This window comes from Mesorhizobium sp. M4B.F.Ca.ET.089.01.1.1 (genome assembly GCF_004022605.1).
In the GTDB taxonomy this organism is placed as follows: domain Bacteria; phylum Pseudomonadota; class Alphaproteobacteria; order Rhizobiales; family Rhizobiaceae; genus Mesorhizobium; species Mesorhizobium abyssinicae.
The window spans coordinates 1-3,758 of the sequence record NZ_RZOS01000502.1 but is presented as its reverse complement, the minus strand read 5'-3'; the positions used below and the strand labels follow the sequence as shown (position 1 = coordinate 3,758).

Annotated in this window: 3 protein-coding genes; all 3 read left to right on the top strand. The window is 65.8% G+C overall.

Annotated elements, in window-relative coordinates; translation table 11 throughout:
- Positions 1 to 253: 253 nt before the first annotated feature.
- The gene (locus EN780_RS29445; RefSeq protein WP_127394074.1) at positions 254 to 1,183 is read left to right on the top strand and encodes a sugar ABC transporter permease; all 930 of its coding nucleotides are present in this window, start codon (positions 254 to 256) and stop codon (positions 1,181 to 1,183) included.
- Positions 1,183 to 2,040, top strand: a complete 858-nt coding sequence (locus EN780_RS29440) for a carbohydrate ABC transporter permease (RefSeq protein WP_128276047.1) — start codon at positions 1,183 to 1,185, stop codon at positions 2,038 to 2,040. Before EN780_RS29445 ends, EN780_RS29440 begins: the two co-directional genes overlap by 1 nt.
- A 28-nt stretch (positions 2,041 to 2,068) precedes the next feature.
- Positions 2,069 to 3,758: beta-L-arabinofuranosidase domain-containing protein (locus tag EN780_RS29435; protein WP_133372762.1), on the top strand; the 1,690-nt coding region annotated here is incomplete at its 3' end.

The following is a 3,758-nucleotide window of genomic DNA, read 5'->3' as shown; positions in this document are numbered from 1 at the left end:
GGGGAGGGGGACGCAGCGCCAAAGGCAGGACTATCGCGTTGAGAAAGCACTCATCTAACCGGAATGCCGCGGGACGCAGGCAGGTAGGCTCCCCCTTCTCCCCCTGTGGGAGAAGGTGTCGCCGAAGGCGACGGATGAGGGGTGCTCCAGCTTGGCAAGGACGGCGATCCTTCGCGCACCCCTCATCCGTCTCGGCGCTGCGCGCCGATCCACCTTCTCCCACAAGGGGAGAAGGGGAAGTGAGTGCTTACCCATGACCACCATAACCGCAGAAACCGCCGCCCCCGCGCGCCCGCGAAAGCTGGTCGGCGCCGGGCGTCGGCAGTGGATCGGGCTGCTCTATGTCGCGCCGGCGGTGGCGCTGGTCACGGTGTTCTTCATCGTGCCGCTGGGCATGACGGCGTGGATGTCGCTGCACAACTGGCCGCTGATGGGCGAGCACTCCTACATCGGCCTCGGCAACTACTGGGCGATCCTGCGCGACACGCGCTTCTGGAACGCGCTGCGCTTCACCGGCTGGTACACGCTGGTGGTGACGATCGCGATCTTCGCCGTCGCCTTTCCGCTGGCGATCTTCATCGAGCGGCCGCGGGCGATGACCAATGTCTACCGCACCGCCTTCTTCATGCCGGCCGTCATCGGCTTCGCCTCGGCGAGCCTGCTCTGGTCGTGGCTCTTGAACGTCGATTCCGGCCTGTTCAGCCCGGCCGCCTACGCGCTCGGCCTGACCGAGAAGAAGTTCAACCTTCTGGCCACCTTCCAGCCGGCATTCTGGTCGATCATCGCCATGGTCGTGTGGAAGGTCGCGGGCTTCACCATGATCATCCTGATGACCGGCCTGCAGTCGATCCCGTCGGAACTGCAGGAGGCGGCCATGATCGACGGGGCAGGGCCGTTCGCGCGCTTCCGCGCCATCACCCTGCCGCTGATGCGCCGCACGCTGGCGCTGGCGCTGATCCTGTCGGTCGCCGGCTCCATCCTCGCCTTCGACCAGTTCTACATCATCCTGCGCGGCGGCCCGCGCAACCAGACGCTGACCGCCGTCTACTGGATCTTCAACCAGTCCTTCGTGTCGTTCAAGCTCGGCTATGGCGCCGCACTTTCGATGATCCTGCTTCTGATCCTCGTCGTGCTCAGCCTCGTCCAGCTCTGGCTGCTGCGCAAACCGGAAGGGGTCGACTGATGGCGCAGGCGCGCAGCCGCACCAGCCGCATCCGGCTCGGCATCGCCGAGCACGCGACCGGCATCATCGCCTCGCTGCTGTTCCTGGCGCCGATCGTCTGGACGGTGCTGTCGGCCTTCAAGCCGTCGCAGGAGGCGCGCCAGCCGCCGCTGCCGCCATGGCCGACCACCGGCTTCTCGGTCGAGAATTACGGCACGCTCAACACTTTCGGCGACGGGCTCTGGCTGCCGGCGCAAAACAGCATCTACGTCTCGGTGATGACGGTGGTGTTTTCCGTCATCGTCAGCGTGCTTGCCGGCTACGGCTTCTCGCGCTTCCGCTTTCCCTTCAAGGACCTGCTGTTCGTCATCATCCTGTCGACGATCATGATCCCGTTCCAGTCGATCCTGACGCCGATCTTCCTGGTGCTGACCAAGGTCGGCCTGCACAACACGCTGACCGGGCTGGTCTTCGTCTATGTCACGCTGCAGCTGCCGTTCTCGATCTTCATGATGCGCAACGCCTTCGACGCGGTGCCGCGCGAGATCGAGGAGGCGGCCCGCATGGACGGCGCCAACAACGTCACCATGCTGTTGCAGGTCATGCTGCCGCTGGTCTGGCCCGGCATCGTCACCATCGCGCTGTTCGCCTTCCTCGGCGCCTGGAACGAGTTCCTGGCCGCGCTCGTGCTGATGACCGACCAGTCCAAGTTCACCCTGCCGATCATGATGACGGCGCTGCAGTCCGGCCGCTTCGGCGCCATCGACTGGGGTGCCGTGCAGGCCGGCGTCACCGTGATGATGGTGCCCTGCCTGATCCTCTTCCTGGCGCTGCAGCGCTTCTACATCCGCGGCCTGATGGCCGGCGCCGTGAAATGACGACAACGAAATTGAATGGAGTAAGCCGATGACCAACGCCCAAAAGACCGGCAAGCCGAAGCTCGCCTTCCGCCCGCTGCCGGTGCCGCAGGTCGACGTGCGCGGCTTCTGGGGCGACCGGGTCGATGCGGTCGCCGCGCGCACCGCCGAGATCCTCTACGAGCGCTGCGTCGAGGCCCGCATGCTGGAGCAGATCGACCCCGACCGGCCGTCGCCGGGCGTCGTCATCCCCTTCCATTCGCCGTCGCCCGACGAGGCCGCCAACCCCGGCTTCACCGGCTCGACGGTGACGACGCAGATGTTCTGGGACTCCGACTGGGGCAAGACCATCGAGACCGCCGCCTATTCGCTCTACCGGCGTCGCAACGATGCGCTGGAGAAGAAGATCGACGCCGTCATCGACCTCTACGGCAGGCTGCAGCAGTCCGACGGCTACCTGTCGAGCTGGTACCAGCGCATCCAGCCCGGCCTGCGCTGGACCAATCTGCGCGACTGCCACGAGCTTTATTGCGCCGGCCATCTGATCGAGGGCGCCGTCGCCTATTTCCAGGCGACGGGCAAGCGCAAGCTGCTCGACATCATGTGCCGCTATGTCGACCACATCGCCGACACTTTCGGTCCCGAGCCCGGCAAGAGGAAGGGCTATTGCGGCCATGAGGAGATCGAGCTGGCGCTGGTCAAGCTGGCGCGGGCGACCGGCGAGCAGAAATACATGGACCTGGCAAAGTACTTCATCGACCAGCGAGGGCAGCTGCCGCACTATTTCGACGAGGAGGCTCGCGCCCGCGGCGCCGATCCGAAGGCCTATCATTTCAAAACCTACGAATACAACCAGTCGCACAAGCCCGTGCGCGAGCAGGACAAGGTCGTCGGCCACGCGGTCAGGGCGATGTACCTGTTTTCCGGCATGGCCGATGTCGCCACCGAATATGGCGACGATACGCTGCGCGCGGCGCTCGACCGGCTGTGGGACGACCTGACGACCAAGAGCCTCTATGTCACCGGCGGCCTCGGCCCGTCGGCGCACAATGAAGGCTTCACCAGCGACTACGACCTGCCCAACGAGACCGCCTATGCCGAGACCTGCGCCGCGGTCGGCCTGGTGTTCTGGTCGAGCCGCATGCTCGGCATGGGGCCGAACGCGCGCTACGCCGACATGATGGAGCGGGCGCTCTACAACGGCTCGATCTCCGGCCTTTCGCTCGACGGCTCGCTGTTCTTCTACGAGAACCCGCTGGAAAGCCGCGGCCGGCACAATCGTTGGAAATGGCACCGCTGCCCGTGCTGCCCGCCCAATATCGGCCGCATGGTGGCGTCGATCGGCAGCTATTTCTACGGCCTCGCCGACGACGCGCTGGCGGTCCATCTCTATGGCGACTCGACCGCCCGCTTCGAGATATCGGGCAAGCCGGTGAGCCTGGTCCAGACCAGCAATTATCCCTGGGACGGCGCCGTCTCGATCCGCGTCGAGCCGCAGGCGCCGGTCGCCTTCACCCTGCACCTGCGCGTGCCGGCCTGGTGTCGCAAGGCGGCGCTCAAGGTCAACGGCAAGGCGATGGCTCTCGATGCCGCATCGAGCGACGGCTACGCGGCGATCCAGCGCGAATGGCAGAAGGGCGACCATGTCGAGCTCGACCTCGACATGTCGATCTCCCGCCTCTTCGCCAATCCGGAGGTGCGCCAGGACATCGGCCGTGTCGCGCTGGCGCGCGGCCCGC